24 protein-coding genes are annotated in these 23438 nt (G+C 72.4%); 14 read left to right on the plus strand and 10 right to left on the minus strand.

What is annotated here, in order from left to right; translation table 11 throughout:
* Positions 1 to 6: 6 nt before the first annotated feature.
* Entirely contained in the window at positions 7 to 777 is a 771-nt protein-coding gene (locus tag H1226_RS09200; RefSeq protein WP_258348410.1) for an Rv0361 family membrane protein, read from the minus strand.
* 569 nt (positions 778 to 1346) lie between these two features.
* Here H1226_RS09200 and arc point away from each other — a divergent pair.
* On the plus strand, positions 1347 to 3146 hold the full coding sequence (gene arc, locus H1226_RS09205) for a proteasome ATPase (RefSeq protein ID WP_224960102.1): 1800 nt from the start codon (positions 1347 to 1349) through the stop codon (positions 3144 to 3146).
* 126 nt (positions 3147 to 3272) lie between these two features.
* The gene (locus H1226_RS09210) at positions 3273 to 4217 is read left to right on the plus strand and encodes an aldo/keto reductase (RefSeq protein ID WP_258348413.1); all 945 of its coding nucleotides are present in this window, start codon (positions 3273 to 3275) and stop codon (positions 4215 to 4217) included.
* A gap of 11 nt (positions 4218 to 4228) precedes the next feature.
* Here H1226_RS09210 and H1226_RS09215 read toward each other — a convergent pair whose 3' ends face one another.
* Positions 4229 to 4747: an NUDIX hydrolase gene (locus H1226_RS09215; protein WP_258348415.1), complete on the minus strand. Its 519-nt coding sequence runs from the start codon at positions 4745 to 4747 to the stop codon at positions 4229 to 4231.
* Between the two features lie 124 nt (positions 4748 to 4871).
* Here H1226_RS09215 and dop point away from each other — a divergent pair, with 124 nt between their 5' ends.
* The 4 genes from dop to prcA all read left to right on the plus strand — a co-directional run bounded on the left by dop (position 4872) and on the right by prcA (position 8581).
* Positions 4872 to 6371: a depupylase/deamidase Dop gene (dop, locus tag H1226_RS09220; protein ID WP_258348416.1), complete on the plus strand. Its 1500-nt coding sequence runs from the start codon at positions 4872 to 4874 to the stop codon at positions 6369 to 6371.
* Between the two features lie 166 nt (positions 6372 to 6537).
* A complete protein-coding gene (locus H1226_RS09225) occupies positions 6538 to 6729 on the plus strand; it encodes a ubiquitin-like protein Pup (protein WP_184478281.1) in 192 nt (63 codons plus the stop codon).
* A 173-nt stretch (positions 6730 to 6902) separates the two neighbouring features.
* Positions 6903 to 7751: a proteasome subunit beta gene (prcB, locus tag H1226_RS09230; protein WP_224960123.1), complete on the plus strand. Its 849-nt coding sequence runs from the start codon at positions 6903 to 6905 to the stop codon at positions 7749 to 7751.
* A 74-nt stretch (positions 7752 to 7825) separates the two neighbouring features.
* Positions 7826 to 8581 carry a proteasome subunit alpha gene (prcA, locus tag H1226_RS09235; RefSeq protein WP_258348417.1) on the plus strand — a complete coding sequence of 252 codons (756 nt, stop codon included), beginning with the start codon at positions 7826 to 7828 and terminating at the stop codon, positions 8579 to 8581.
* 1 nt (position 8582) lies between these two features.
* On the opposite strand, the gene H1226_RS09240 is transcribed toward prcA, so the two are convergent.
* Complete coding sequence (locus tag H1226_RS09240) at positions 8583 to 9623, minus strand: zinc-binding dehydrogenase (RefSeq protein ID WP_258348418.1); 1041 nt, start codon at positions 9621 to 9623, stop codon at positions 8583 to 8585.
* A gap of 73 nt (positions 9624 to 9696) precedes the next feature.
* Here H1226_RS09240 and H1226_RS09245 point away from each other — a divergent pair, with 73 nt between their 5' ends.
* A complete protein-coding gene (locus tag H1226_RS09245; protein ID WP_258349379.1) occupies positions 9697 to 10269 on the plus strand; it encodes a TetR/AcrR family transcriptional regulator in 573 nt (190 codons plus the stop codon).
* A gap of 179 nt (positions 10270 to 10448) precedes the next feature.
* Here the strand turns inward: H1226_RS09245 and H1226_RS09250 are convergent, their stop codons facing one another.
* Positions 10449 to 11933, minus strand: a complete 1485-nt coding sequence (locus H1226_RS09250; RefSeq protein ID WP_258348419.1) for a bifunctional phosphatase PAP2/diacylglycerol kinase family protein — start codon at positions 11931 to 11933, stop codon at positions 10449 to 10451.
* Positions 11934 to 12000: 67 nt separating this feature from the next.
* On the opposite strand from H1226_RS09250, the gene pafA reads away from it, so the two are divergent.
* On the plus strand, positions 12001 to 13359 hold the full coding sequence (gene pafA / locus H1226_RS09255) for a Pup--protein ligase (protein WP_224960113.1): 1359 nt from the start codon (positions 12001 to 12003) through the stop codon (positions 13357 to 13359).
* A gap of 116 nt (positions 13360 to 13475) precedes the next feature.
* Positions 13476 to 13874, plus strand: a complete 399-nt coding sequence (locus H1226_RS09260; protein WP_258348420.1) for a VOC family protein — start codon at positions 13476 to 13478, stop codon at positions 13872 to 13874.
* Positions 13875 to 14018: 144 nt separating this feature from the next.
* On the opposite strand, the gene H1226_RS09265 is transcribed toward H1226_RS09260, so the two are convergent.
* Positions 14019 to 14762, minus strand: a complete 744-nt coding sequence (locus tag H1226_RS09265; RefSeq protein WP_258348421.1) for an SDR family oxidoreductase — start codon at positions 14760 to 14762, stop codon at positions 14019 to 14021.
* Between the two features lie 200 nt (positions 14763 to 14962).
* On the opposite strand from H1226_RS09265, the gene H1226_RS09270 reads away from it, so the two are divergent.
* The 5 genes from H1226_RS09270 to tatC all read left to right on the plus strand — a co-directional run bounded on the left by H1226_RS09270 (position 14963) and on the right by tatC (position 18745).
* Positions 14963 to 15970 carry a helix-turn-helix transcriptional regulator gene (locus H1226_RS09270; protein WP_258348422.1) on the plus strand — a complete coding sequence of 336 codons (1008 nt, stop codon included), beginning with the start codon at positions 14963 to 14965 and terminating at the stop codon, positions 15968 to 15970.
* Positions 15967 to 16941, plus strand: coding sequence for a helix-turn-helix transcriptional regulator (locus tag H1226_RS09275; RefSeq protein WP_225045083.1), 975 nt, complete (start codon positions 15967 to 15969; stop codon positions 16939 to 16941). Before H1226_RS09270 ends, H1226_RS09275 begins: the two co-directional genes overlap by 4 nt.
* Positions 16942 to 17217: 276 nt before the next feature.
* Positions 17218 to 17424, plus strand: coding sequence for a bacteriophage holin (locus H1226_RS09280; protein WP_224960118.1), 207 nt, complete (start codon positions 17218 to 17220; stop codon positions 17422 to 17424).
* Between the two features lie 70 nt (positions 17425 to 17494).
* Positions 17495 to 17767, plus strand: coding sequence for a Sec-independent protein translocase subunit TatA (gene tatA, locus H1226_RS09285; RefSeq protein ID WP_224968467.1), 273 nt, complete (start codon positions 17495 to 17497; stop codon positions 17765 to 17767).
* A 102-nt stretch (positions 17768 to 17869) separates the two neighbouring features.
* Positions 17870 to 18745: a twin-arginine translocase subunit TatC gene (gene tatC / locus H1226_RS09290; RefSeq protein WP_224960121.1), complete on the plus strand. Its 876-nt coding sequence runs from the start codon at positions 17870 to 17872 to the stop codon at positions 18743 to 18745.
* A gap of 80 nt (positions 18746 to 18825) precedes the next feature.
* On the opposite strand, the gene H1226_RS09295 is transcribed toward tatC, so the two are convergent.
* From H1226_RS09295 to H1226_RS09315, 5 genes are all read right to left on the minus strand, one after another.
* Entirely contained in the window at positions 18826 to 19581 is a 756-nt protein-coding gene (locus H1226_RS09295; protein ID WP_258349537.1) for a discoidin domain-containing protein, read from the minus strand.
* 593 nt (positions 19582 to 20174) lie between these two features.
* Positions 20175 to 20744 (minus strand): phage tail protein, encoded by a 570-nt coding sequence (locus tag H1226_RS09300; RefSeq protein WP_224962907.1) that lies wholly within the window; start codon positions 20742 to 20744, stop codon positions 20175 to 20177.
* Positions 20741 to 22705 carry a putative baseplate assembly protein gene (locus tag H1226_RS09305; protein WP_258348423.1) on the minus strand — a complete coding sequence of 655 codons (1965 nt, stop codon included), beginning with the start codon at positions 22703 to 22705 and terminating at the stop codon, positions 20741 to 20743. Before H1226_RS09305 ends, H1226_RS09300 begins: the two co-directional genes overlap by 4 nt.
* Positions 22705 to 23127 (minus strand): GPW/gp25 family protein, encoded by a 423-nt coding sequence (locus H1226_RS09310; protein WP_224962911.1) that lies wholly within the window; start codon positions 23125 to 23127, stop codon positions 22705 to 22707. The genes H1226_RS09305 and H1226_RS09310 overlap by 1 nt, the downstream gene beginning before the upstream one ends.
* On the minus strand, positions 23124 to 23438 hold the full coding sequence (locus tag H1226_RS09315; RefSeq protein WP_224962913.1) for a PAAR domain-containing protein: 315 nt from the start codon (positions 23436 to 23438) through the stop codon (positions 23124 to 23126). Before H1226_RS09315 ends, H1226_RS09310 begins: the two co-directional genes overlap by 4 nt.

The raw sequence follows: 23438 nt of genomic DNA on the forward strand, positions 1-23438 counted from the left end.
GCCGCCTCACTGCCCGAGCTTGCAGATCTTCCAGGCGTCGCCCTCGACGGTGAGCACGATGGTCTGGTCGACCGGCATCGTGGCGCCGCCGAGCGTGTAGTCGCCGCTGAGCTTCGCCCGCGCCCGGTCGCCCTGCGCGGTCACCTGCCCCAGCTCCACCTGGAACCGCCCGCTGGAGAGCTGCTGGAACTGCTGGTCGAGCTCGGCGCGGTTGGCCTCGCACAGCTGCGGCCCCAGGGACGCGAAGTCGCCCGCGTTGACCTTGTCGACGAGCTCCTGCGCGGCCGGCCGCGGCTCACCGGGGCCACCGCCGCCGCCGAACAGGAAGAACGCGCCGACGGCGGCCCCGGCGACGACGAGCACGCCGACCCCGCCGAGGATCCACACCAGCGGGGACCGGCCCCGCTCGGCCCCGTCGTCCTCGGGCTCGGCGGGCTGCTGGGTCCAGGAGCCCGCGCCGAACTCGCCGCCCCAGTTCGGGGCGGGCGGGATCGAGCCGAACTGGTCCTGGAACTGCCCGAACTGCGGGTCGAGCTGGGCTTGGCCGAACGGCGGCTGCAGGCCGGGCTGCGGCTGGCCGAACGGGTCCGGCCCGGGAGCGGCGGGGAAGGGCTGCTGGCCCGGTTGCGCGGGGACTCCGGTGATGGGGCCCTGCGGCCAGCCCGCGTGCTGGTTCGCGTAGAACGCGGGCTGCTGCTGCGGAGGTTGCGTGCCCTGGGTCGCCGCGCCGTCCGCCTGGTTCCCGCCCGGTCCGGGCTGTTGCGGCGGATAGGTCATGGGATGTTCCTCCCCCAAGGTCTGTGCCAGGCCGCACGGAAGTGCGGTCGCCGTCTTCTCGGCGCGCGTAAGTAGACCAGAGCGTTATCCGGCGCATGTCAGGAGTAGACCTTTCCCGTGTTGCGGTCCGGGGTGTCCCTCACCGGGTGAGATGCCCGACATGAGGATCTGGCCGGAGCACGTTTCGACCGCGGGAACCCGGGGTTGTTCCAAATGATGGGAGAAGTCGGACACGCCCGTCCGCAACGACACCCGGTTGTCAGCTCACCGACACCCGGATGCCGACGTTCGGCACCGAACGCGGTGGCGGAGCGGAAAACCCGTGGTCGTGCCCCCGGTCACGGCCACGACCGAAACCGGCCGGTGCCACCGAATGGACCATGATCGTGAACGCACCGTGTTCACCGTCCACTCCCACCACGCCCGGGCGGGGCCGCCGGGGGCGTTCGAATCATGGGTATTCGCCGATTTTTGTGGCACGCTGGCGGATCCGGCGGGCAATCACGACGCCGCCGTCGTCGGTGATCGCCGGTACCGTGGTGGTACGAGCACGGGAGGAGGGTGCCGATATGCAGCACGACCGTCCCGGCAGCCGGCCTGAGGAGGGCGGCGAGCAGCAGCCCGGCGGGCAAGCCGAGCTCAACAGCCAGATTCGTCTGCTCCAAGACGAAGTGGCGTTGCTGCGCCGAAAGCTCAACGAGTCCCCCCAACAGGCCCGGTTGCTGGAGAAGCGGCTGGCCGAGGCATCCGAGCGGGTGAGCCAGCTCACCGAACGGAACGCCAAACTCACCGAGACCCTGAAGGAAGCGCGCGGCCAGCTCACGGCCCTGCGCGAGGAGGTCGACCGCCTCGCCCAGCCCCCCAGCGGATACGGGACGTTCCTGTGCCGCTACGAGGACGGCACGGTCGACGTGTTCACCTCCGGCCGCAAGATGCGGGTCGCCGTCTCGCCCAACGTCGAGCTCGACGAGCTCGGGCTCGGGCAGTCCGTCCGGCTCAACGAGGCGCTGACCGTCGTGGAAGCGGGCGCCTTCGAGCAGATCGGCGAGGTGTGCACCTTCCGGGAGATCCTGCCCCCGAGCCTCACCGACACCGCGGGCACCCACCGGGCGCTGGTGCTCGGCCACACCGACGAGGAACGCGTCGTGTGGTTGACCGATCCGCTGGTGGAGGCCGGGCTCAAGTCCGGTGACTCCGTGCTCGTCGACAGCAAGGCGGGCTACGCCTACGACACGGTGCCGAAGGCCGAGGTTGAGGACCTCGTGCTCGAAGAGGTCCCGGACGTGGGGTACCTGGACATCGGCGGCCTGGGCAGCCAGATCGAGCAGATCCGGGACGCCGTGGAGCTGCCGTTCCTGCACTCCGACCTCTACGTGCAGTACCAGCTGCAACCGCCGAAGGGCGTGCTGCTCTACGGCCCGCCCGGCTGCGGGAAGACGCTCATCGCGAAGGCGGTGGCGAACTCGCTGGCCAAGAAGGTCGCCGCGGCGCGCGGGGACGACGACGGGCAGGCGAAGTCCTACTTCCTGAACATCAAGGGTCCCGAGCTGCTGAACAAGTTCGTGGGCGAGACCGAGCGGCACATCCGGCTCATCTTCCAGCGCGCCAGGGAGAAGGCCTCCGAAGGCACTCCGGTCATCGTGTTCTTCGACGAGATGGATTCGATCTTCCGCACCCGCGGCAGCGGCGTGTCCTCCGACGTGGAGACCACGATCGTGCCGCAGCTGCTCTCGGAGATCGACGGCGTCGAGGGCCTGGAGAATGTCATCGTCATCGGCGCCTCCAACCGCGAGGACATGATCGACCCGGCGATCCTGCGACCCGGCAGGCTCGACGTGAAGATCAAGATCGAGCGGCCGGACGCCGAGTCGGCCAAGGACATCTTCTCCAAGTACCTCACCGACGCGCTGCCGGTCCACGAGGAGGACCTGCGCGAGTTCGGCGGGGACAAGGCCGCCTGCATCGACGCGATGATCCAGACGACCGTCGAGCGGATGTACGCCGAGACCGACGAGAACCGGTTCCTGGAGGTCACCTACGCCAACGGGGACAAGGAAGTCCTGTACTTCAAGGACTTCAACTCCGGCGCGATGATCCAGAACATCGTGGACCGGTCCAAGAAGGCCGCGATCAAGTCGGTGCTCGACACCGGGCAACCGGGCCTGCGGGTGCAGCACCTGCAGGACGCGATCATCGACGAGTTCGCCGAGAACGAGGACCTGCCCAACACGACCAACCCGGACGACTGGGCGCGGATCTCGGGCAAGAAGGGCGAGCGGATCGTCTACATCCGGACCCTGGTCAGCGGCAAGAACCAGGAATCCGGCCGGGCGATCGACACGGCCACCAACACCGGCCAGTACCTGTGAGCTAGCACGGGATGCGGCCCCGCCGGAACCATCGGCGGGGCCGCTTTCCGTTGTGCCGCCGGTGCTTCCGTCCGGAGGGGTGGTGCCGAGTGTCGATCCGCGCGGGCAGCGATTAGGTTCTCAAGCATGATCTCCACGTCTGCGGACCGGTTCGGACTCGGTCTGGCCGCGCTCGGCCGCCCCGCCTACATCAACGTCGGTCGCAGCGACGCGCTGCCCGCGCACCGGACCGCCGAGGCGATGCGGGAGCACACCGCCCAGGTGCTCGACGCGGCCTTCGCGCGCGGCATCCGGTGGGTGGACGCGGCCCGCTCCTACGGCAGCGCGGAGGAGTTCCTCGCCGGCTGGCTCGCCGAGCGCGGGCACGGCGACGTCACCGTCTCCAGCAAGTGGGGTTACGCCTACGTCGCGGAGTGGCGGATCGAGACCGAGGTGCACGAGGTCAAGGAGCACTCGGTGGAACGCCTCCGGGAGCAGTGGGCGCAGACCCGCGAGCTGCTCGGCGACCGGGTCGACCTCTACCAGGTGCATTCGCTCACCCCGGAGAGCCCGCTGTTCGACGACCTGGCGCTGCAGCACGAGCTCGCCAGGTTGCGCGACTCCGGGGTGCGGCTCGGGTTCTCCACCAGCGGCGCCGCGCAGGCCGACGCCGTGGAGCGGGCCTGGGAGCTGGAGATCGGCGGCACCCAGCTGTTCAGCGCCGTGCAGTCCACGTGGAACTCGCTGGAGCCCTCGGTGGGGCGGGCGCTGGCGGAGGTGCACCACGGCGGCTGGCGGGTGCTGGTGAAGGAGTCCCTGGCCAACGGCAGGCTCGCCGTGAACCCGCCGGAACTGCTGGCCAGGGTCGCGCGGCGGCACGGGGCCACGCCGGACGCGGTGGCGCTGGCGCACGTGCTCGCCCAGCCGTGGGCGGACGTCGTGCTCGTGGGGCCCGCCGACGTGGCGCAGCTGGACTCGAACCTGGCGGCGGCCGAGGTGCGGCTCGACGGGACCGACCTGGGCGAGCTCGCCGCGCTGACCAGGGATCCCGCCACGTACTGGGGCGAGCGCGCATCGATGCCCTGGCATTGAGCGCGCGAGCGTCAGCCGGCGTCCTGGCGGTCGAACCACTCGTGGACGAACTGCCTGCTGTCGGCGGCGAACGGCCAGCCCGGATCCGCGAGGCGCGCGCGCAGCTCGTCCAGCGGCATCCACCAGCCGTCGGCGACCTCCTCCGGCTGGTGCACCACCGGTCCGTCCCAGCGCGCCTCGTAGACGAAGCCGTGGTGGCGCACCGAGCCCTGCTCGAACACCGAGCGGAACAGGAACCGCAGCGGCACGCCCCGGACGCCCAGCTCCTCGGCCAGCTCCCGCTCCGCGCCCGCCGCCGGGTCCTCGCCCGCGGCGACGACCCCGCCCGCGAAGCAGTCGTGCGCGCCGGGGTTGACGTCCTTGTGCTCGGTGCGCCGGTGCACGTAGACCGACCCGCCGTCGACCGAGCGCACCAGGATGGACGTGGCCGCGTGCCACAACCCGTCCCGCCGCATCCGCCAGCGCGGCGCGGACCCCGCGACCCGGCCCGACTCGTCGTACACCGCCACCTGTTCGTCCTGAGCTCCCACGCCCGCATCCTCGCAGAGATCATCGGCGGGAAACCGGGAACGCGGTTCCCGGGACCACCCGCCAGGTGTAACCGGGACCGCCGGAAACTCTGCTTCCCGGCCCGGAACCCGTAGGCTTCCAGGTATGCGGCGGATCATGGGAACCGAAGTGGAGTACGGCATCGTCGTGCCCGGCGATTCGACGGCGAACCCGGTGCTGACCTCCACGCACATCGTGCTCGCCTACGCGGCCGCGGCCGACATCCCGCGGGCCCGCCGTGCCCGGTGGGACTACGAGGTGGAATCACCGCTGCGGGACGCGCGCGGCTTCGACCTGGGCGCGGCGGCGCCGCAGAACAACGGCAACGACAGCGACGACCTCGGCGCGGCCAACGTCATCCTCACCAACGGCGCCCGGCTCTACGTCGACCACGCCCACCCCGAGTACTCGGCGCCCGAGGTCACCAACCCGCGCGACGCCGTCGTCTGGGACAAGGCGGGCGAACGGGTGATGGAGGAGGCCGCGATCAAGGCGGCCAGCGTGCCCGGCACCGCCCAGATGCAGCTGTACAAGAACAACGTCGACGGCAAGGGCGCCAGCTACGGCACCCACGAGAACTACCTGATGGCCAGGGACACCCCGTTCACCTCGGTGATCGCCGGGCTCACCCCGTTCTTCGCGTCCCGCCAGGTGATGTGCGGTTCCGGGCGGGTCGGCCTCGGGCAGGCGGGGGAGAAGCCGGGTTTCCAGCTCTCCCAGCGCTCGGACTACATCGAGGTCGAGGTCGGCCTGGAGACCACGCTCAAGCGCGGCATCATCAACACCCGCGACGAGCCGCACGCCGACGCCGACAAGTACCGCAGGCTGCACGTCATCATCGGCGACGCGAACCTCGCCGAGACCTCCACGTACCTGAAGGTCGGCACGACCGCGCTGGTGCTGGACATGATCGAGGCCGGGGAGCGATTCGACGACCTCAAACTGGCCGACTCGGTGCAGGCGGTGCACCTGATCAGCCACGACCCGACGCTGCGCCAGGTCGTGGAGCTCGCCGACGGGCGCCGGTTCACCGGCCTCGACCTGCAGCGCGAGTACCACGACCGGGCGGCGCGGCACGTCGCCGAGCACGGCGGCGACCAGACCGCCCAGGACGTGCTGGCGACCTGGGGCGAGGTGCTGGACCTGCTCGGCGGGGACCCGATGGACTGCGCGGACCGGCTCGACTGGCCCGCGAAGCTGCGGCTGCTGGAGCACTACCGGGAGCGCGGCAACCTCGGCTGGGCCTCGCCGAAGCTGCACATGATCGACCTGCAGTACTCCGACGTGCGGCTGGACAAGGGCCTGTACAACCGGCTGGTGGCCCGCGGCTCCATGCGCAGGCTCGTCACCGAGGACGAGGTGCGCGCCGCCGTCACCAGCCCGCCGGAGGACACCCGCGCCTACTTCCGGGGCCGCTGCCTGGAGCGCTACCCGGCCGCGGTCGCCGCCGCCTCCTGGGACTCGGTCATCTTCGACCTGGGCCGGGAATCGCTGGTGCGCATCCCCACCCTGGAACCGCTGCGCGGCACCCGCGCCCACGTGGGCGAACTGCTCGACGCCGCCTCCAGCGCCGAGGAGCTGGTGGACTCGCTCACCCGGGGCTGACCACGATCCGGAACGCCGCCTCCGCCGGGCGCGAAAGATCGCAAGAATGCCCGCTCGGATGTGGGCGAACAGGGGTTCCGCTAGGTACTGTTCCTCTCAGGATGCCCTTTGTTCGACGACCGTTCGACCAGCCCGGCATCCAACGGACAACCACCGGGAGGGCGAGATGTCCCAGGAAAAGGTCCAGCGGCCCGACGGCGGCGACGGGGACGAGGAATCGGGTCCGGAAGCCGCCGGCCAGGAACGTCGCGAGAAGCTCGGCGAAGACGTCGACGCCATCCTGGACGAGATCGACGACGTCCTCGAGGAGAACGCCGAGGACTTCGTCCGCGCCTACGTGCAGAAGGGCGGCCAGTAGGCACCGACACCGCGCGGCCGCCGGGACCTCGCCCGGCGGCCCTGCGCCACGCGGGCGGACGCGATCTTCGCCGCCGCGGGCGATCTTGATTAGAGTTGCGGTACGGCCCAGATCAACCGGCCTCGCCGTCTCGGCGGCGGGGCAGTCCTTCGAAGCAGGAGACGATGTCGCCGATGGAATCCAGCGCGGCTCGGAACTTTCCGGGTCAGGCCCTGCCCGCTGCCTACCTCACCTCCGGATCCTCATCGTTCACCGACTTCCTCCAGGTCACCGCGCCGGAGCTGCTGCCGGGCAACCGGGACGTCCCGCAGGGCGTCGTCGAGGCGCCGCACGGCACCACCATCGTCGCGCTGACCTTCCGCGGCGGGGTGCTGCTGGCCGGTGACCGCCGCGCCACCATGGGCAACCTCATCGCCCAGCGGGACATGGACAAGCTCTACGTCACCGACTCCTACTCGGCGGTGGGCATCGCGGGCACCGCGGGCATCGCGCTGGAGATGGTGCGGCTGTACGCGATCGAGCTGGAGCACTACGAGAAGCTCGAAGGCGTGCCGCTGTCCCTGGACGGCAAGGCGAACAAGCTCGCCACGATGCTGCGCGGCAACCTGCAGGGCGCGATGGCCGGGCTGGCGGTGCTGCCGCTGTTCGCCGGGTTCGACACCGCGGCCGAGGACCCGGACCGGGCGGGCCGGATCATCTCCTACGACATCACCGGCGGCCGCTACGCCGAATCCGGCGGCTACCACGCCGTCGGGTCCGGTTCGGTGTTCGCGAAGTCGGCGCTGAAGAAGCGGCACGACCCGGACGCCGACGTGGATTCCGCGGTGCGCAACGCGGTCGAATCGCTCTACGACGCGGCCGACGACGACACCGCCACCGGCGGCCCGGACGTGTCCCGGCGGATCTACCCGACCGTCGTGACGATCACGGCCGAGGAGGGCGCGGTCCGGCTGGACGACCAGCAGGCCGCCGCCATCGCCGAAGAAGTCGTCCAGGGCAGGCGCGAGAACCCCGGCGGCTGACGCCGCATTCCCCCGACGATGCCGTTCCCCGCCTGGCGGGGCTGCCGAACGATTCGATCCAGGAGTGCACAGCCGTGACGATGCCGTTCTACACCTCCCCCGAACAGCTGATGCGGGAGCGCTCCGAGCTGGCCCGCAAGGGCATCGCCCGGGGTCGCAGCGTGGTGGTGCTCAAGTACGCGGGAGGCGTGCTGTTCGTGGCGGAGAACCCCTCCACCACGTTGCACAAGGTCTCCGAGATCTACGACCGGCTCGGGTTCGCCGCCGTCGGCCGCTACAGCGAGTTCGAGAGCCTGCGGGTGGCGGGGGTGCGCATCGCGGACTTCCGCGGGTACTCCTACGACCGGCGGGATGTCACCGGCCGGTCGCTGGCCAACACCTACGCCCAGCACCTGGGCGCCATCTTCACCGAGCAGATCAAGCCGTTCGAGGTGGAGATCTGCGTCGCCGAGGTCGGGCAGACCGCCGAGACCGACCAGCTCTACCGGCTCACCTACGACGGTTCGATCGTGGACGAACCGCAGTTCGTGGTGATGGGCGGGCAGGCCGACACGATCAACTCGACGATGAAGGACTCGTTCGAGGACGGCATGGAGCTGGGTCCGGCGGTGGAGCTGTCGGTGAAGGCGCTCGCCGCGAGCGGGGAGAGCACCCGGGAGCTCGGCGCCAAGCAGCTGGAGGTCGCCGTGCTGGAGCGGTCCCGGCCGCACCGCACGTTCCGGCGCATCGCGGGCGCGGCGCTGGAGGCGCTGCTGCCGAAGCCCGCCGCCGAGTCGGAGAGCTCCGAGGAGTCCGCGGACGGCGGGAACGGCTCCGGGAACGGCGAGTAGGTCAGCCGATCAGCACGAGCTTGCCGACGTGGCGCCGCGAGGCGAGTTCCGCCTGCGCCCGGTGCACGTCGGCGAGCCCGTACGTGGCGGCGACGACCGGGCGGACCCGGCCGCTGCGGGCGATCTCGGCGAGCTTCCGGAAGTGCGCCGGGGTGTGCATGCTCGATCCGACGAGCGCGATGTTGTGCAGGTACAGCCGCCGCACGTCGAGTTCGACCAGCGGCCCGGCGAGCGCTCCGGCCACCACCCACCGCCCGCCGTCGCGCACCGCGGGCAGGCCGCGCGGGATGTTCTCGCCCGCGGCGACGTCGAGGACCACGTCGACCCGGCCCACCGCGACGCCGTCCCAGGGCTGCTCGGCGCGGTCCAGGACTTCGGTGGCGCCGGCCGCGCGCACCGCGTCGAGCTTCCCGGCGCTGCTGATCGCGAGCACCTCCGCGCCGCGCGCCGCGGCCAGTTGCACCAGCGCCAGCCCGACCCCGCCGGATGCGCCGGTGACGACGACGGTGTGCCCGTCGCGCACGTCGCCGCGTTCCAGCATGCCCAGCGCGGTGCCGTAGGCGGTGGGGAAGCAGGCGAGTTCCGCGTCGTCCAGCGGTGATCCGCTCAGGTCGTGCGCCCGGTCGGCGCGCGCGGTGACGTACCGCGCGTAGCCGCCGTCGCGTTCGCTGCCGAGCAGCCCGACCGGGTTCGCGTGCTCGCCGTCCCCGTCGTAGATCGCGGGGTCGAGCAGCACGCGGGTGCCGCGGAGGCCCGGGTCGACGGCCGCGCCGACGTCGACGACGGTGCCCGCGACGTCCGCGCCCTGGATCCGGGGGAAGTCGACGGGGCCGCGCCAGCCCGCGCGAGCGGTGGGGTCTCCGGGGCGGCCGTAGGCGCCCTCGCGGGTCCACAGGTCGGTGTTGTTCAGCGCGGCGGCGCCGACCTGGACCAGGACTTCACCTTCGGCGGGCACGGGGACCGGGACGTCGGCGAGTTCCAGGACCTCGGGGCCGCCGTGGCCGGTCAGGCGGGCTGCGGTCATGGTGCTGGGAACGGTCATCGGGGCCTCCGCACGCGGGTACACTGGTCGGTGAAGTCGACGCGAGCGTAAGGTGCACCGATCGGTGAACACAATGCCGTTGGACCCGCAGAGCCTCACCCCCGGCGCACGGCGCATCCTCGATGCGGCGGCGACGCTGTTCTACGAACTCGGCATCACCGCCGTCGGCGTGGACCTGATCGCCGCCCGCTCCGGGGTGACCAAGCGGACGCTCTACGACCGGTTCGGCTCCAAGGACGTCCTGGTCGCCACCTACCTCGCCGAACGCGACCAGCGGTGGCGCGCCGAGATCACCGCCTCCCTCGACCGCCCCGGGCTGTCCGCGCTGGACCGGGTGACCGCGCCGTTCGACGCGCTCGCCGAGTGGACCGCGCGGCACTCGCGGGGCTGCGCCTTCATCAACGCGCTCGCCGAACTCCCCGATGGCGCGCACCCGGCGCGGCGGATCGCCGCGGACGAGAAGCGCTGGCTGCTGGAGCTGTTCGAGCGGCTGGCCGCGGAGGCGGGAATCGCGGACTCCGGCCTGCTCGCGAGGGAACTGCTGTACCTGCACGAAGGCGCGCTGGTCGTGGGATCGGTCGTGCCCGGCGACGCCGCCGCCGACGCCGGACGAGCGGCCCGAGCGCTCGTCGCGGCCCGGTCCTAGGCGGGTCCGCCCGGGTCGAGCTCGGTGCCGTCGCGCTCGTGCCCTGGTCGGCCGGTGCGGAGGTCGATTCGGTGCCGTGGTCGGCCGGTGCCTGGTCGGTCGAGCGCTCCGCTCGAGCGGTTGCCCGGTCCAGCTCGTGCTCCGGTCGAGCCGGTGCCCGGTCGAGTCCGCGCCCGCGCTTAGCCGAGCTCGCGCCGGTACACGCTCAGCATCTGGCCGTGCGCGGCGAACGCGAACCGGTTGCCCGGCGCCCCGATCTCGCCATCGGTGGCCACCGCCACCGCGGGACCGTGCACCCGGACGTCCAGGAAGCGGTGCTCCCGCTCCACGTAGGTGCGGCTGCGGTGCAGCGCACCGGTCATCGCCGCCAGCACGAACCGCAACCGGGACCAGGGGACGTCGGCGCGCACGTAGCGGACGTCGAGCCTGCCGCCGTCCAGCCGCGGCCGCCACGAGGGCGCGAACCCGCGCGGCGCGTACGAACCGTTGCCCGCGAACAGGATCCAGACCTGCCGCCGCACCCCGTTGAGCTCCACGTCCAACGGGCTCGACTCGTACAGCACCCGCGCGAGCGCCGCCGCTCCCGCGGGCCACTTGCCCCAGCGCCCGGTCCACTGCTCCCGGAACCGGACCAGGTCCGGGTAGCCGCCGATGCTGGCGGTGTTGAGGAACCAGCGCGTCGGCCGGTCGTCCACGGTCACCCCGCCCAGGTCGACGCGTGCCGCCGTGCCCTGCTCCACCGCGTCGGCCACCGAATCGGAGTCGGACACGCCGGCGTCCCTGGCGAAGTGGTTCAACGTGCCCGCCGAGAGCACCGCGAGCGGGATTCCCCTGGTGGTGGCGAGCGCCGCGACCGCGGCCACGGTGCCGTCGCCACCCGCCACGCCCAACGCGCGGATCGTGGCGCCCTCCTGGTCCAGCCGGTCGGCGAGGTCCGCGACCACGTCGCGGCCCGGCTCCGCGAGGACCACCTTCGCCGCGGGCCAGCGGGTGCTCACCCAGTGCTCCGGGTCGAAGGTGCCGTCCCCGGAACCCGGGTTGACCAGCACCAGCACGCCTTCCCCGTCGCGCAGCGCTGGCACGTCGGCCGGGTGGCGCACCGCGGCCGCCTCGTCCGGGCGCAACGGCCACCAGCGCCGCGTCGCCCACGCCAGGCCTGCGCCGATCGCGGCGCCGCACACCACGTCGCTGGGCCAGTGCACGCCGGTGTGCACCCGCGAGTAGCCGACGGCGGCGGCGACCGGGGCCACCGCCAGCCCGAGCGCGGGCGACTCCATCCCCACCGCGGTGGCGAACGCGGCCGCGGAGGCGGCGTGCCCGGACGGGAAGGAGGAGGAGCGCGGCGGATCGCTGAGCCTGCGGTGTCGCGGGACCAGCCGCGCGGCCGGGCGCCGCCGCGGGAACAGCGGCTTGCCCAGCAGGTTCGTCGCAGCGCTGGCCGCCGCGATCGCCGCGACCCCGCGCAGCGCGGCACGCCGCGGCGCTCCCTTGCGGACCGCCAGTCCGGCGGCGACCGAGAGCCACAGCGCGCTGTGGTTCGCGGCGGTGCTCAGGGCCTTCAGCCCGGGGTCGGCGGCGGTGCGGGGGAGGGCGGCGCTGCGCCGGGCCAGGTCGCGGTCCACCGCGTCCACCTTGCGGGTGATCTTGGGAAGCCACGTCTGCACGTCCCGCACGCTACCGATGCCCGAACGGCGGACCGCCGATGGCCGCCGCAGCGCCTACTGTGGAGGCATGCAGCGGCGGATCTTCGGCATCGAAACCGAGTTCGGGGTCACCTGCACGTTCCACGGGCAGCGTCGGCTCTCCCCGGACGAGGTGGCCAGGTACCTGTTCCGGCGGGTCGTGTCGTGGGGACGTTCCTCGAACGTGTTCCTGCGCAACGGCGCCCGCCTCTACCTCGACGTCGGCTCGCACCCGGAGTACGCCACCGCCGAGTGCGACGACCTGACCCAGCTGGTCACCCACGACAAGGCGGGGGAGCGGATCCTGGAGGACCTGCTCGTCGACGCCGAACGCCGCCTGGCCGACGAGGGCATCGGCGGGGACATCTTCCTGTTCAAGAACAACACCGACTCGGCGGGCAACTCCTACGGCTGCCACGAGAACTACCTGGTCGGGCGGTCCGGCGAGTTCTCCCGGATCGCGGACGTGCTGCTGCCGTTCCTGGTGACCAGGCAGCTGATCTGCGGGGCGGGCAAGGTGCTGCAGACCCCGCGCGGCGCGGTGTACTGCCTGTCGCAGCGCGCCGAGCACATCTGGGAGGGCGTCTCCAGCGCCACCACCCGGTCCCGGCCGATCATCAACACCCGGGACGAGCCGCACGCGGACGCCGAGCGCTACCGCAGGCTGCACGTGATCGTCGGCGACTCGAACATGTCCGAGGTGACGACGCTGCTCAAGGTGGGCACCGCGCACCTGGTGCTGGAGATGATCGAGAGCGGCGTGCAGTTCCGCGACTTCAGCCTGGACAACCCGATCCGCGCGATCCGCGAGATCAGCCACGACCTCACCGGCAGGCGGACGGTCCGGCTGGCCGGCGGGCGGGAGGCCTCGGCGCTGGACATCCAGCGCGAGTACCACAGCCGGGCGGTGGACCACGTGGCCCGCCGCGGCTCCGACCCGATGTCCGAGCGGATCCTGGACCTGTGGGGCCGGGCGCTGGACGCGGTGGAGTCGCAGGACTACTCGTCGATCGACCGCGAGGTGGACTGGGCGATCAAGCTGCGGCTGCTGGAGCGCTACCGCAGCAAGCACGGGCTGGAGCTGTCCAGCCCCCGCATCGCGCAGCTCGACCTCGCCTACCACGACATCCGGCGCGGCCGGGGGCTGTTCGACATGCTGCAGCGCAAGGACCTGGTCGACCGCGCCACCGAGGACGGGGAGATCGAGGCCGCGAAGGACACCCCGCCGCAGAGCACCCGGGCGAAGCTGCGCGGGGACTTCATCGCCGCCGCGCAGGCGGCCGGGCGCGACTTCACCGTCGACTGGGTGCACCTGAAGCTGAACGACCAGGCGCAGCGCACCGTGCTGTGCAAGGACCCGTTCCGCGCGGTGGACGAGCGGGTGGAGCGGCTGATCGGGTCGTTGTAGCGGGTCGTCGCTGCGGGGCCCACACGATGCGGTGAAGCGCCACCCGAGATCGCCCGTTCGAACACGGGTTCGGATAGGCTTGATCTCGCAGCGCCGCTCGTGGGAAGGACCGCACCATGATCACTCAGCCGAAGTTCGCCGTGCTCCACGTCGTCGACCAGGGGCGCGCGGTGGAGTTCTTCGCCGGAACCCTCGGGTTCGAGGTGCTCACCGATGCGCCGTACGGCGACGGCGACCGGTGGATCGAGGTGCGACCACCGGGTGCGCGGACGTACCTGGTGCTCGCCGCCGGAGATCCGGAGCTCGCCGCCCGCATCCGGGAGCGGCGCGGGCCGATGAGCACGGTGTGGTTCGACTCGGACGATCTCGACGCGACCTTCGCCGAGCTCAGCGCGAAGGGCGTGTCGTTTCCGGTCGAGCCGCAGGCCGCGCCGTGGGACCCCGGCGGGACCACGCGGTGGGCGCAGTTCGCGGATCCGGAGGGGAACCTGTACGGGGTCAGCGCGCAGGACTAGTGCCCTCCACCGCCGGGCCGCCGGGCCCCGGGCCGCAGCGTCGTGGTGCCGCCGTGCCGCAGCGCCGCAGCGTCGTGGTGCGGGAGCGGCTCGCCGTCGTGGCGGTGGCCTCGCGTACCGGCGGTCTCAGGTGCGGCGCCGGGCTCAGCGCAGCGGGTGCTGGCCAGTGGGGCGGATGAGCAGTTCGTTGACGTCGACGGTGGCGGGCTGGGCCAGCGCGTAGAGCGCCGCTTCGGCGACGTCGGCCGCGCGCAGCTTCGGCCGGTCGGCCTGCTCGGGGGTGTTCATCCCGGTCTCGACCAGGCCCGGCTGCAGCAGGGTGACGCGGACACCGGTGCCGACGCACTCCGCGCGGATGTTCTGCGCCATGCCGGTCACCGCCCACTTCGTGGCGGAGTAGAGGTTTCCCGGCCGGATGCCGCGTCCCGCCGCGGATCCGGTCAGCAGCAGGTGGCCGCGGGTGCGCACCAGCGCGGGGAGCGTGGCCCGTGCGGTGAGGGCGGTGCCGTGGACGTTGGTGAGCACCATGTCCCGCCAGTCCGCGGGGTCCGCACCGTCGGTGCCGAGGAAGGAGGTCGCGACGCTGCGGCCCGCGTTGGCGAACGCGGCGTCGAGCCTGCCGAAGTGCTGCTCGACCCGCGCCACTGCGGTGCTGAGGTCGTCCCAGTCGGTGACGTCGCAGGGCACGGCGAGCGTGCGGGACTCCCCGGCCGGGGTCGCGGATGCGTCCAGTTCGCGGACCAGCTCGGCCAGCGCGTCCGCTGATCGGGAGAGCAGGGCGAGCCGGTGGCCGGCGCGGGCCGCGGCTCGCGCGGTGGCGGCGCCGATCCCGCGGGAGGCGCCGGTGATGAGCAGGACCGGACCGGGGGCGTCGGCGGGCGCTGGCATGACAGCAGTCTAGGAGCGGAGGGGGAGTGATGAACGACTTCACGGCCACGACATCTTCAGTGTCGAGTGAAATCAATGGGTTGGACGCCGGTCGCGCGCCGCGGGCGAAACGGCACGTCCACCGCGGCCGAGGACGCGGACCACCCGTGCCGGACGTGCCCGAAAGTCCTGATCAACTGCGATGGAGCTAGAGTTTCACAGTGGCCACTGCGCGTGCTGAACGCTTGGTGAACCTGGTGCTGTGCCTTCTTTCGACGCGCCAGTACCTGACGGCGGAGCGAATCAGGGGGATTGTTCCGGGTTACACCGACGCGCCCAATGACGAGGCGTTCTTCCGGACCTTCGAGCGCGACAAGTCCGAGTTGCGGGACCTGGGCGTGCCGTTGGAGACCGGCCGGAACTCGGCGTTCGACGCCGCCGACGGCTACCGGATCGCCCGGCGGGACTACGAACTCGGCGACATCGGGTTGGAACCGGACGAGGCGGCGGCGGTGGCGCTGGCGCTGCGGCTCTGGGACTCGCCGGAGCTCACCGGTGCGGCGCGGGGCGCGCTGCTGAAGCTGCGAGCCGCCGGGGTGGACGTCGACGACCGGGCCGCGGGCACCATCGAACCGAAGGTGCGCACCAGCGAGCCCGCGTTCCCCGCGCTGCTGGCCGCCGTGCAGGCCGGCCGGGTGGTCACCTTCGACTACCGGCGGCCGAACGAGGTCCGGGCGCAGCAGCGCACCGTCGAGCCGTGGGGAGTGGTGGCCTGGCGAGGGCGCTGGTACCTGGTCGGGCACGACCGGGATCGGCGGGCGCCGCGCTGCTTCCGGCTGTCCCGCGTGCAGGGCGAACCGAAGGCGCAGGGCCGGGCGGGTGCGGTCACCAGGCCGCCGGACGTGGACCTGCTGACGATGGTCGCCGGGGAGCAGCGCGAAGCGCCGCCGAGCACGCCGGTGCGGTTGTGGGCCGTGCCGGGGCGGGCCCAGGGCCTGCGCCGCCGGGCGTCGGTGGTGGACTCGATGCGGCTGGACGGGATCGAGGGGGACGTGCTGGAGCTGGAGCTGTCGTACCCGGACTCGGCGGCCTCCTGGATCGCGGGGTACGGGCCGGACGTGGTGGTGCTGGAGCCGGACGTGCTGCGCAAGTCGGTGCACGAAGCGCACTTGGGGGCCGCGGCAGCCGCCGGAGCCCGCGGCGACGAGGCGGGGGAGGTGCGGGGATGACGGCCGGGGCGACGCAGCGGCTGCCACGGCTGCTGGCACTGGTGCCGTACCTGCTGAGCAGGCCGGGCATCCCGGTGGCCGACGCGGCGGCGGACTTCGGCGTCGGGGAGCAGCAGCTGCGGCGGGACCTGGAACTGCTGTGGATGTGCGGCCTCCCCGGCTACGGGCCGGGCGACCTGATCGACCTGTCCTTCGAGAGCGAGACCATCACCGTCACCTACGACGCGGGGATGCGCCGCCCGCTGCGGATGACGGCCTCGGAGGCGACCTCGCTGCTGGTGGCGCTGCGCGCACTCGCCGACACGCCCGGCATCGCCGACACCGAGGCGGTGCAGCGCGCGTTGTCGAAGGTGGAGGAGGCCGTCGGCCAGGCAGGCCCGACCGGGGTCGTGGTCGGGCTCACCGGGCGGGAGGGCCCCATCGCGCCAGGTGTGCAGGAAGCCGTGCAGCACGCCGCGACCGAGCACCGCGCGCTGTGGATGCGGTACTACACGGCGTCCCGGGACGAGATCAGCGAACGCACCGTGGACCCGATGCGGCTGGTGATCGTCGACGGCCGCAGCTACCTGGAGGCGTGGTGCCGCTCGGCCGTGGCGGTCCGCCGATTCCGGCTGGACCGCATCGACGCGGCCGACGTGCTCGACGAACCGGCCCGGCCGCCGCGGGACGCCGAACCCACCGACTTCTCCGCCGGGCTGTTCCGGCCGATGCCGGACCAGCCGAGCGCGCTGCTGGAGCTGGACCGGGACGCCCGCTGGGTCAGCGAGTACTACCCGGTGGACGAGCTCACCGAGCTGCCGGAGGGGCGGATCCGGGTGCGGATGCGGTACTCGGACCGCTCGTGGATGGTGCGGCTCGTGCTCGGGCTGGGCGGCCAGGGCCGCGTGGTGGAGCCGAGCGACCTGGCCGAGGACGTGCGCGGGCGGGCGGAAGCGGCGCTGGCGCGGGTGCGGCACCTGCCCTCGGCCTGACCGGAGCGGGCCGGGCGTGCGCGGTCCCGCTGCCGACGACGAGCACCTGCTCGTCCTCGACGGCGCCCGGTGCGCCGGTGGGGCGACAGCCGCTCGTCGCGGGACTCGGACGGCTCGGTGCCGGGGTGAGCTGCGGCTCGTCGTCCGGCGGTGCCCGGGGCGTTCCCAGGTGGGTGCCGGGTCCGTCGGGGTGGCGGTTCCGGAAGTCGTCGGCGGCCGCCGACGGCCCGGCCACGCCGCTGCGGCGGCGGCCGCCGAGCGCGCTACGGTGATCCGGTGCCGTACGTGTGGAGTCTTGTGCTGTTCGTGGTGGGAGTGCTGCTCCTGCTCGCCCTGCTGATCAGGTTCTTCGTGCTGCTGCGCAGGGTGCGCGCGGTGCAACGCGAGGTCACCGCGGACGTGTCGAACCGCTCGGGTCTGCTGAAAGCACGAGTCGCGGGACTCCAGGTGGCGCTCGCAGAGCGGCGTAAAGGTGCCACGTGACGGCCTATGAGAGCGTCATCCGCCCGCGTACCATTGCGGTCGCAGGAAGCCCCGAGAAAGGTGTGCACTGATGGGTTTGCCAGGTGGGTGGGAACTCGTACTCATCGTCGCTGTGCTGGTGTTGCTGTTCGGTGCCACCAAGCTGCCGCAGATGGCGCGTTCGCTCGGCCAGTCCGCGCGCGTGTTCAAGGCCGAGGCGCGCGGCATGAAGGAAGACGAAGCCGCTGCCAAGCGGGAGAAGGAAACCGCCTCCGAGCCGCAGCAGCTCACCGCCGGTGAGCCGAGCGCGCCGGTGACCGCGACCAACGCGGAAGAGCCGCAGCGCAACCAGAACAAGAACTGATCGGAGACGGAACGCACGGTGAGTTCAAACCCGTTGCGCCGTTTGAACCCGTGGCGCAGTGACCGCCGCCGTTGGGGTCGCCGGCACAACCCCGACGGCACCATGACCCTCATCGATCACCTCTACGAACTGAGGTATCGGCTCGGTTGGGCGGCCTTCGGCATTCTGGTCGGCGCGATCCTCGGCTTCATCTGGTTCTCGCACGAGATCTTCGGACTGCCGAAGCTCAGCGACATCCTGATCCACCCGTACTGCCAGCTGCCGGCCAGCGTGCGCTTCAGCCCGAACGGCGAGTGCCAGCTGCTGCAGACGAAGGCGTTCGAAGTCTTCATGCTGCAGCTGAAGGTGGGCATCGCGGTGGGTTCGCTGCTGTTCAGCCCGCTGTGGCTGTACCAGCTGTGGGCGTTCATCACGCCGGGCCTGCACGCGAACGAGCGCAAGTTCGCCCGCACGTTCGTGAGCATCGCCAGCCTGCTGTTCGTCGCGGGCGGCGTGCTGGCCTACTTCGTGGTGCCCGAGGGCCTGGCCTTCATGACCGGCTTCGGCGGGGGCGCGTTCTTCACCGCGCTGACCGGTGGCGAGTACATCAACTTCGTGCTGCTGATGCTGCTGATGTTCGGCATCAGCTTCGAGATGCCGCTGGTGCTGGTGATGCTGAACCGGGCCGGTGTGGTCAGCTACGCGAAGCTGAAGAGCTGGTGGCGGGGCATCGTGTTCGGCCTGTTCGTGCTGGCGGCCGTCGCCACCCCGGGCCAGGACCCGTTCTCGATGCTGGCGCTGGCCGCGTGCCTGGTGGTGCTGTTCGTGATCGCGCTGGTGATCTGCCGGGCGCAGGACCGGTCGAAGGCGCGGAAGCTCGCCGGGCAGGGCATGGACGGTGTCGGCCTGGACGAGGCGTCGAAGATCGACCACCGCCCGTCGAAGCTGGACACCACGCCGTCGCAGGCGCCGGCCGGCGGCAACGACGACGCCACGTAGCGCCGCGCACGACCCTTCGGTGATCTTCATCGGCGCGCCTCCCGCAGCGGGAGGCGCGCCGATGTCGTCGTGCGCGGGGGTCATTTCCGGACGAAGAACTCGACCTCGGCCAGCGCGACGTGCTTGCCCGCGGTGAGCCCCCGGGCTTCCAGGACCTTCAGGCGGATCCGGACGACGTCGCTGCGGCGGATCTCGACGGGCGTCGCCTCCGTGGTGCTGGGGAGGGCTTGCTGCCGGGTCTCGGTCCGGCCGCGCGAGTCGGTGGTGGTGATCTCGACCAGGGACGGGTGGGCCTCGGTCGGGAACTTCTTGACGTCCGTGGACGGTCCGACGGTGATGACCGTCCCGAGCAGGCGCCTCGGCCGCTCGAACTCGAACTCGATCCATTCGCCCGGGCCGGGCGTGCCCCAGTACTGGTTCGTGATGCCGTCGGTGGCGAACCCGGCGGGGTGGCCGGGGAGTTCGATGCTGGCCGTGGTCTTGGACGGGGTGATCTGCTCCTTCTCCAGCGTCTTGTCCAGCACGTCCTGCACGAGCCACGTGCCGAACGGCCACAGCAGGTAGCCGCCGAGGACGACGGCGAGCACGGTGCCGAGGATCGCGAGCCTGCGCCAGAGCCAGCGGAGCCGTCCGCGGTCCGGCCGCTTCCGCCACCGGATCTTCGTGGGCCGTTCGTCGGGGTCGGGGTTGAGCGCGGTCGCGCAGCGGACGCAGAACCGCCGGGTGGTCGGGTTCGGGGTTCCGCAGGACGGGCAGGGCGGTCCGTCCTCGGTGACGGGCGTGGGCTGGACGGCCTGCTGTTCGGGGCGGGGTGCGATGGGTTTCGCCGGTTGCACGGCGGCGGGTTGGTCGTCGTCGTCCGGCTGCTCGGCCGGTTCCGCGGCCTGCGCGGGGGTGGCGGGTGGCGGGAGCGGCCGTTGCGGGGGAGGGCCGGGGTGCGGCCCCGGGTGTCCGGCGGGCGGTCCCGGTGGTCTCGGCGGTGGTGCGGATCCGCCCGGCTGTCCCGGTCCGGGCCGCGCGGGCGGCGCCTGTCCGGGGGCGTGCTGCGGGTAACCGCCGGGCCGTGCCGGTGGTGGCGCGGGCGTGGCCTGCGGGGGTGGTGGCGCTTGTCCGCTGCCGCCGGGTCGTGCGGTCGGTGGCGGTTGTCCGGGTGCCGCTCGCGGGGGAGGTGGCGCGTGCCCGCGAGCATTTGGCCGCGGTGCCGGTGCGGACGGTGTCGCTGATCCGGAACCGCTAGCCGATCCGGAACCGCTAGCCGATCCGGAGCCGCCTGCCGATCCGGAACCACCTGCCGGTTCTGAGCCGCCAGCCGACCCGGAACCGCTCCCCGCGGGCGGGTGCGACCGCTCCCAGCCGAGGTAGGTGCCGCAGTTGCCGCAGAAGTCGTCGGTCTCGGCGGTGCGGGCGCCGCAGTTCGGACACGGTCGCATCAGCGTTGCCCCTGTTCGCGCGGTGGTGGTCCGGGCAGGACCTCGACGGTGCAGGTGAGGTGGATCGGGCTGACGGAGTCGACGAGCGCGGTGACCTGGGCGTGGTCCACGGCGGCGCGGCCGGGCCACACCTGCACGCGCACGGTGCTGTTCGGTTCGCCGCCGAGGGTGTTGCCCGGCCGGGTGGACCAGGTGGCGCCGGGTCCGTCGAGGATGCGGGAGTGCACGCCGAGGCACAGCCAGAGCCGGTGGGCGAGCCCGCGCGCGGTGCCCTTCCAGCGGTGCAGTTCGACGGCGCGGGCGACGACGGCGCGGCGCAGCTCCAACGGCCAGTCCGGGTCGAGTTCGGTGGCGACCCAGGTGCCGAGCCAGGCCACGAAGTCCTCCGGTGCCAGCGCCGGGTCGAAGTAGTGCGCCAGGTTGTCCAAAGTGGACAGGATCGGGGCGAGCACGTCGTCGAGGCCGGCGGTGAACTGCTGCGCGAGGTGGTCGTCCGCGTACATCCCGGGCAGCTGTTCCCCCATCGGGTAGCGGCTGCGCAGTCCGGGGATCCCCGCCCGCCGCGTCACCTGGGCTCCGCGCCGTCGTGCGGGACGACCACGACCTGGTGCTGGTGGGAGAACACGAGGGCGTGCGCGGGCAGGTCGATGCGGTCGGCCGGGGTGCCGCGCCTGCCGGTGATCGGGTCGGCGGGGAACAACCGCACCTCCTCGACGAGCCCGACGCCGTCGACGCGTTGCAGGACGGCGAAGACCTCGCCGACCTGCACGGGCCGGCCGAACGGCCAGCCGGTGCCGTCGGCGCCGCCGCGCAACGGGTTCAGGTGCGCGTACAGCGCGTCGAGGGCGTCGCGGTCGATCCGGCCGGTGTCGGCGCCGGTGGAGCGGAGCCGGGCCACCACGGTGATGCCCTGGTAGAACGGCGGTTCCACCACGATCCGCGCCCCCAGCAGCCTGCGTTCGTCGAGCCGCGAGGCGATGGTCGCCAGCAGCTGCTCGGAGGGGATGAGCTGCTCGAAGCGGATGCGATCACCGGTGTCGGCGACGGCGCCTGGCACGACGAGCAGCCGGGCCGCGCCGGGGTCCTGCTCGGCCGCGGCGGGCAGGCAGCGGATGCGGGCGGCGGCGGGTGCGGCTTGGCGGGCGATCTGCTCGTGGTCGGCGGCGGTGACGGCCCGTTCCTGCAGTTGCAGCTGGTGCGGGGCGCGGATCTTCGCCTCGGCGATGGTCTCGCCGTCGACGCCGCCGATGGCGGCTTCCCGGTTCTCCACCTCGGAGATGTAGGGCTCGGAGCTGCGCAGCACGGAGATGGCGCCGCGCGCGACGTTGCCGGCCCGGCCGCCTCCGGTGCGGTAGCGGGGGATGCGCAGCTGGGCGCCCTTCGCCGGGACGGCGCCGTAGTACCGCAGCGAACCGTCGGGCAGCCGCACGGCCGGAGGGAAGCCGAACTCGCCGGTGGTGGGGTCGAGGGTGACGTGCCGGTCGGTGGGGCCGGAGCGGCCGAAGTGGTCGACGACGGTCCAGTCCTCCCAGCCGTCCTCGGTGGAGACCTGGACGACGACGGGGTCGCCGTCGGTGAGCACCGGCGCGACGTCCGCGGTGAACCGCTGCCCGGGGACCCCGGCGGATTCGCCGAGGGGCACGTCGGTGTGCGCCTCGGCGTGCTCGACGCCGGTGGTGCCGCCGACGGTGGAGACCTCGGCGACGCGGACGGTGGGTGATTCGGAGTAGAACGGCTGGTCCGGCACGGGCGCGGTGACGCGGCAGCGCAACCACCCGGCGCGCACCCCGGCGACGGTGGAGGGCGTGTGCCCGGGCCCGATCTGCAGCAGCACCTCACCGGGCTTGTTGAGCCCGCCGGTGGTGTCCTCGAAAGCCTCGCACTCGGCCCAGCGGGTGCCGTCCCACGCCTCCCACACCAGCGGCGGCTGGCGCGGGTCGACGCCGATGCCTTCGACCCGGCTGTCGAGCTCGACGGCGATGACGCAGCGCGGCACGGCGCCGCTGAGCCCGAACAGCATGGCGTCGCCGACGGCGGGTTCGGTCTGGAAGCAGGGCACGTCCTCGGCGGCGGCGAGGTCGGCGGTGCGGTCCTCGATGGTGCCGGTGGCGGAGATCGTGACGAGGGTGCGCAGTTCGCAGGGCACGATCGGCAGCTCGTGCTCGGTGGCGAACACGACTTCCCGGTCGGCTTCGGAGTGGGCGGTGGCGACCTCGGTGCCGCGCGGCAGCAGCACGGTGTCGGGTTGTGCGGTGGAGAGCCAGAAGGTCACGTCGCCGCGGGCGGCGGTGGGCGGGAACAGGCGCACGCCCATCAGGTCCAGGAACGCGAGGTAGTTCTTCTCCGGCACCCGGTTGAGCCGGTAGACGAGCTGGTCGACCATGTGCGCGAAGGTCTCGATGAGCGTGACGCCCGGGTCGGAGACGTTGTGGTCGGTCCACTCGGGGGCGCGCTGCTGCACGTAGCGCTTCGCCTCGTCGACGAGCTGCTGGAAGCGCCGGTCGTCGAGGTTGGGCGTGGGGATCGCCATCAGGCCGCTCCTCCCGCCTCGGAGCCGCCGCCGTCGGGGATGGTGTAGAAGGGGAACACGAGGTTGCGGCGGTCGTTGGTGGACCGCAGCACGTAGTGCACGTCGATGTAGAGCACGCCTTCCTCGTCGGGGTCCAGGGCGACGACGACGTCCTCGACCTCGATGCGCGGTTCCCAGCGCTGCAGCGCGGACCGCACCTCGTGGGCGATGCGCCCGGCGGTCGCGCCGTCGGTGGGGGAGAAGACGTAGTCGTGGACGCCGCAGCCGAACTCGGGCCGCATGGGGCGTTCGCCGGGTGCGGTGCCCAGGACGAGCCGGATGGCCTCCTCGATCTCCTGCTCGCGCCCGACGAGCCCGATGCCGCCGGTGGGGGTGACGCGAAGCGGGAACCCCCAGCCGCGGCCGATGAACCGCTCGCTCACATCGGGCCCCCGATCAGGACGTTGAACGCGCCGATCTGGACCTGGGAGCCGCAGCTGCTCTTGTCGTTCATCTTCGCGGCGGGCAACCCGCTGATCAGCACGACGCCGCCGCGCGGTGGGCTGGGCACCAGGACGTTCGCGGGCCCGAGCAGCGCGTCCGGTCCCTTGGGGCAGGCGACGATGCTGCCGGTGACCGCGGCCGGTTTCCCGCCGATGAGCACGGTCGCGACCCTGGCGGCGGCGGGTCCCGGCGGAGCACCGACCACGCCCCCGTGGTTGGTGGCGTCGCCGATCCGGGCGGCTGGTGGCAT

The organism is Saccharopolyspora gregorii (assembly GCF_024734405.1).
Taxonomy (GTDB): Bacteria; Actinomycetota; Actinomycetes; order Mycobacteriales; family Pseudonocardiaceae; genus Saccharopolyspora_C; species Saccharopolyspora_C gregorii.

Excerpts from the sequence above, each read along its gene's own strand:
- H1226_RS09200 (WP_258348410.1), bottom strand. The coding sequence starts at position 777 with ATGACCTATCCGCCGCAACAGCCCGGACCGGGCGGGAACCAGGCGGAC.
- arc (WP_224960102.1), top strand. The coding sequence starts at position 1,347 with ATGCAGCACGACCGTCCCGGCAGCCGGCCTGAGGAGGGCGGCGAGCAG.
- H1226_RS09210 (WP_258348413.1), top strand. The coding sequence starts at position 3,273 with ATGATCTCCACGTCTGCGGACCGGTTCGGACTCGGTCTGGCCGCGCTC.
- dop (WP_258348416.1), top strand. The coding sequence starts at position 4,872 with ATGCGGCGGATCATGGGAACCGAAGTGGAGTACGGCATCGTCGTGCCC.
- H1226_RS09225 (WP_184478281.1), top strand. The coding sequence starts at position 6,538 with ATGTCCCAGGAAAAGGTCCAGCGGCCCGACGGCGGCGACGGGGACGAG.
- prcB (WP_224960123.1), top strand. The coding sequence starts at position 6,903 with ATGGAATCCAGCGCGGCTCGGAACTTTCCGGGTCAGGCCCTGCCCGCT.
- H1226_RS09240 (WP_258348418.1), bottom strand. The coding sequence starts at position 9,623 with ATGACCGTTCCCAGCACCATGACCGCAGCCCGCCTGACCGGCCACGGC.
- H1226_RS09245 (WP_258349379.1), top strand. The coding sequence starts at position 9,697 with ATGCCGTTGGACCCGCAGAGCCTCACCCCCGGCGCACGGCGCATCCTC.
- pafA (WP_224960113.1), top strand. The coding sequence starts at position 12,001 with ATGCAGCGGCGGATCTTCGGCATCGAAACCGAGTTCGGGGTCACCTGC.
- H1226_RS09260 (WP_258348420.1), top strand. The coding sequence starts at position 13,476 with ATGATCACTCAGCCGAAGTTCGCCGTGCTCCACGTCGTCGACCAGGGG.
- H1226_RS09265 (WP_258348421.1), bottom strand. The coding sequence starts at position 14,762 with ATGCCAGCGCCCGCCGACGCCCCCGGTCCGGTCCTGCTCATCACCGGC.
- H1226_RS09275 (WP_225045083.1), top strand. The coding sequence starts at position 15,967 with ATGACGGCCGGGGCGACGCAGCGGCTGCCACGGCTGCTGGCACTGGTG.
- tatA (WP_224968467.1), top strand. The coding sequence starts at position 17,495 with ATGGGTTTGCCAGGTGGGTGGGAACTCGTACTCATCGTCGCTGTGCTG.
- tatC (WP_224960121.1), top strand. The coding sequence starts at position 17,870 with ATGACCCTCATCGATCACCTCTACGAACTGAGGTATCGGCTCGGTTGG.
- H1226_RS09305 (WP_258348423.1), bottom strand. The coding sequence starts at position 22,705 with ATGGCGATCCCCACGCCCAACCTCGACGACCGGCGCTTCCAGCAGCTC.
- H1226_RS09315 (WP_224962913.1), bottom strand. The coding sequence starts at position 23,438 with ATGCCACCAGCCGCCCGGATCGGCGACGCCACCAACCACGGGGGCGTG.